At 56.1% G+C, this 4194-nt stretch carries 2 protein-coding genes and 1 pseudogene; all 3 read right to left on the bottom strand.

Going from position 1 to position 4194, the window contains the following annotated elements; all coding sequences use genetic code 11:
* Positions 1-358: 358 nt before the first annotated feature.
* Entirely contained in the window at positions 359-1924 is a 1566-nt protein-coding gene (locus CJZ78_RS13270; RefSeq protein ID WP_094561771.1) for an IS5 family transposase, read from the bottom strand.
* Between the two features lie 104 nt (positions 1925-2028).
* Positions 2029-2322, bottom strand: a complete 294-nt coding sequence (locus CJZ78_RS13945) for an HNH endonuclease signature motif containing protein (protein WP_143592965.1) — start codon at positions 2320-2322, stop codon at positions 2029-2031.
* A 90-nt stretch (positions 2323-2412) separates the two neighbouring features.
* Positions 2413-4025, bottom strand: a pseudogene (locus CJZ78_RS13265) (IS3 family transposase).
* Positions 4026-4194: the final 169 nt, after the last annotated feature.

The following is a 4194-nucleotide window of genomic DNA, read 5'->3' as shown; positions in this document are numbered from 1 at the left end:
CTATCGCTTGGCCTTTGTGTGAATCCGAAATCATTCCCGCCCCCTCTTCATATAGTAGTTTATCGCAATTGATAACATAATAGGCGCTGCCATATAGACTTTCTTCATTTTTGCTTGGCTGGCTTGGGCTTTGCGCTCAGCGATCTTGGTTTGAACCGAGCTGTTTTTATATTGGGACGGCCAGCATGCCTCAAGTTCTAATTAGCGTCATTAGGATATTTCCTTGCCTGTCGTCACGTGATTCTGCTTCCCTTGCGGACGTTTTTGCTAGCAGTAATTAGGGACTCCTGAAAAAGCTTCCAGCAAGCTGCCTTGATTTCAGCCAAGAGACATGGGTGCAGGAAGCTCGCTAGATCGGTTATACAGTGACGAGCAATTCTTCTGTTTCAAGCCATAGAATATCCCTGAGCGCCTTCCAGAGGAAAACTGGCCTTTGACAGGTATAAATCCAGGCAAAAATAGTGATAAAAAAGAGGCGGAGGAGCCTCCGGATCTTCTCTGCGCACATCACCACAAAAGCCATGGAGATGGAGTTCTCTGCACCTTTTGCCAGCCGAGCCATAACCAAATCTAGTGAATACTTTCTCTTTCCTGATCCAAAGCATCCCTCCACTTCGTTTCGTCTCCGCTGGTCTGCGCTGAGCTGCTGCTTGTGAGCAGCACTGATCTCTGGATTCTTCGGCGGCCTCCCCAATCGCTTACCAGATAGCCGTATGTCGTTCCGAGTACAGAAGTTTCGGTTCTTGGTATTGATGTAGATGCGATCTGCGCAGATTCGCTCGGGGTAGCAGCCATATTCTTGCTTGTATTTCTTAGCTTGTGGAATCAGGTCTTCCGCCTCGTTGTATGGATCCCAGCTGATCCTGTGCAGGAAGGCAAAGCCATTTCGCACAGACACACTAATCTTTGCGCCAAACTCAACAGCAGCTCTTGCTTTACCACGAACAATGGGCCGTACGTATCTCTGAACCAAGTTCACAATGCGATCGGGCATGCTGCGCGTCTTGGCGTAAAGCAGAATGCTTTGTTGGCGGTTCAGCTCGCTGATCACGAGTAGTTTCTGCCACCAATGGGTCTTCAAGCCCGAAAAGCTTGCACCAGCTGCAGTTAGGGCGTCGATTGCATCAAGATTCCGCTGCAGATACTCGAGCTGACGGCGTATTGCGGCTTTTATCTTCCTGCGGCGTGGCTCCTTCTGTTTGGCGACATTGAGGAAAGCAGCACGGGCCCTACCACGATCGTAACGTGGCTTGTATTTGCAGAGTTTTGAGTTTTGACTGCACAGTTCATCAATGATCCGTTCGGTTGATTCCCTCGCCTCGTTCAACAGCTTCAGATCAGTCGGGTAGGTGATGTCGGCTGGCGTGCAAGAGGCATCGATGGTGAGTGTTCCCCAGTTCTTATCCTCTGGCCAATCTGCAGGCTTCACGAAGTCGTCAAGTGAAATCTGTTCGAATGAACCGGTATCTGGATCATCAGAGTCGTCGTCTGGAAGTGACGCCACAGCCTCGAGTACCAAGGCTTTACCGCGTACGGCAATGAGTTCATTAATCCGATTGAGATCCTTCTCCGTGAATCTCTTACGGAAATGAACCATCATCGATGGGTCAAATGGTGCCTTGCTGGAGTAGCCGGCAAAACCAAGGAAAAACTGCATGTAAGCGTTTTCTCGGATCTGTTCGACGGTCTCCTCGTCCGTTAGGCCAAGCCGCTGTCTGATGAATAGGGCACCAAATGCAAGCCGTACAGGTTTTGCAGGAGCACCAGTCGTGGGGCTGAACTGGGGGGCATATGTTTCCTCCAGCTCTTCCCATGGCATTAGGGAGGAGAAAATCACCCAGCGGTTATCCGCGTCCAACGTTCCGCCAAAAGGCACATGGAACTCCTCGATTGTGAGCTGTCCGTTCTGGTGTTTCCGGTACATCTGCAGTGCTCAGCAGTTGTAGCAATCGTCAATTGCCCTGATCGAGGCCAGTTTATCGAGTATTGATCGCTGAAACAAGTTGCGCTGCAGGCGATCTGGCTTTTTCAGGAGTCCCTAATTAGCTGTAAGTTTTCTGGATGATGGAGGCCTCCCTTTGCAAGAGGAGTGATATTATCAACGTGATACATGATGCGGCCGGCCACTTGATTGCGTCGATCCCGCTCCTCGTAGATCTTCTGGATCTGCGCTTTTTCTTGTTGATTTAGGGCCGGCGTTTGCGCAAGGAGTCGCTGCTTTCTTGTCTGCAAGTAAATAGCCGATTTGTGCCGGTTGGCTTTATATACGGCCTCCGGCTGTGGGCAAACTACGTCACCCAAGTCGAGAGAGAGACGTTTCATCGACCAAAGCTCTTGGCGCAGCTGCTTTGAGCACCACTGGTGATAACGGGTATCGGTGACTGCCAGGAAAGATGACGTCCCTGCTGCTGTTCAAGCAGCCACCGACAACTTAGCTGGCTCGAGTTCGATTTCGGCTGGTGGCGGATTGATCCACACCACCTCCGGCTGACGCCAGCACCGCGTCGATCGTGTCCACCGGCGCGGATACCTTTGGCGCGCCTGCTCGTAGACATCGGCTCGCTGCTTGCAGATTGCGTTGGCGGTACCGCTATGACGCTGATGGGGCGTCACGAATTTGATGGCGCTGTGCCGGTGTCGGTGGTTGTACCACTCCACAAAGGTCGCCACCCACTCACAGGCCTTGTCCTTGCTGGCAAAGGGCCGGCTGGGGTAGTTGGGCCGGTATTTGACCGTTCGGAACAGGGATTCCGAGTACGGGTTGTCGTTCGAGACCCTCGGCCTGGAAAAGGATCTCAGCACCCCCATCTCCTCCAGCCGCGATTCCAGCGTGGCCCCACGCATGGCATTGCCGTTGTCGGCATGGAGGATCAGTGGCTGCTGCCGGCACTGGTGGCTGCCAAAGCCGCTGGGTCGGCGGTAGCGCTCCCTGAGACATGCCCGCTGCACCAGATCCGCTGCGATGTCAGACGACTCCACCTCGGCCACATCCCAGGCCACCACTTTGCGGCTCCAGACGTCGACCACCAGATAGAGGTACAGCCACACACCCCGCACCGTGGTCGGCAGGAAGCTGATGTCCCAGCTCCACACCTGGTTGGGGCGATCCGCCCTGAGACGCGGCACCGAGCGCGGTTCCTGCGGCAGCCGTGCACGCCCGCGGCGGTGGCACTGCCCTGCCTGGTGCAGGACCCGATAGAAGCTTGATTCAGAGCCGATAAAGAGGCCCTGATCGGCCAGCGCCGGCACGATCTGTCCCGGCGGCAGCGAGGCGTACTCCGGCTGGTTGCAAGTCAGCAGAATCCGTTGGCGTTCCTCCTCACTGAGGCGGTGAGCCACGTGCCGGCAGCTGCCCTTGCGACGGTCGACGCCATCACCGTCACCAACAAACTGTCGGCGCCAGCGCTGCAGCGTGGTGAGCCCCACGCCGAGCAGCAGGGCCAGTTCACGGGCTCGCGCACCATTGGCCATGCCCTCGTCGAGGATCTCCAGGGCCTTCCGGCGATCGTCAGGCGACGTCAATCGTCCCCGTCCTCTCCCCAGAAGGCCTGAATCTTTTTTGAGGCGATCAGCAGCGCTGCGGCCTCCGCGAGGGCCTTGTCCTTACGGCGCAGCTCCTGTTGCAGCCGCTTGATCTCCCGCTGGTCCTCCTGGTGCCGCTTTTGGAGGTCCTTCTGATCGGCCATCGTCAGCAGCGGCTGGGAATTGGCATCCTGGGCTGCTTGGCGCCAGCGGTCCACCTGTTCAGGAAACAGCCCCCGCTCACGGCAATAGCCCCCCAGTTCTGTCGCGTTCAGACCGGCGGTTTCCAGGACCACCGTGAACTTGTCTGCCGGCCCCCAACCCTCTGGATCCTTCTGAGAAGCAGGAACCACCTCCCCCTGCAACCGCCAGGTCTTCCTCCAGTTGTAGAGGGTCACCACGTGAATGCCCAGCTCTGCTGAGATCTGGGCCACGCTCTGCCTGTGCGGCGGACTCATCCGCCTCCTTACGTCAGCTTTGACGGCCTCGCTGTAGCGACGCATTGCTCTGCTCCATCAAGCCCCCTGGTGAAAAAGTTGTCGGAACGGAGAGGCGTCATCTTTCCTGGCAGAGGGGGGTATCACCGTGAAGATCGATCACGTCACGGAACCGACTGACGACGTAAATGAAGTCATCTCCAAGCCTCTCGGTTGTCCACTGTGTCCAGCAGCG

The sequence above is a fragment of the Synechococcus sp. 8F6 genome, from assembly GCF_002252665.1.
Taxonomy (GTDB): Bacteria; Cyanobacteriota; Cyanobacteriia; order PCC-6307; family Cyanobiaceae; genus Cyanobium_A.
The sequence above is the reverse complement of the archived record's forward strand: the minus strand, read 5'-3'. Positions and strand labels throughout refer to the sequence as shown.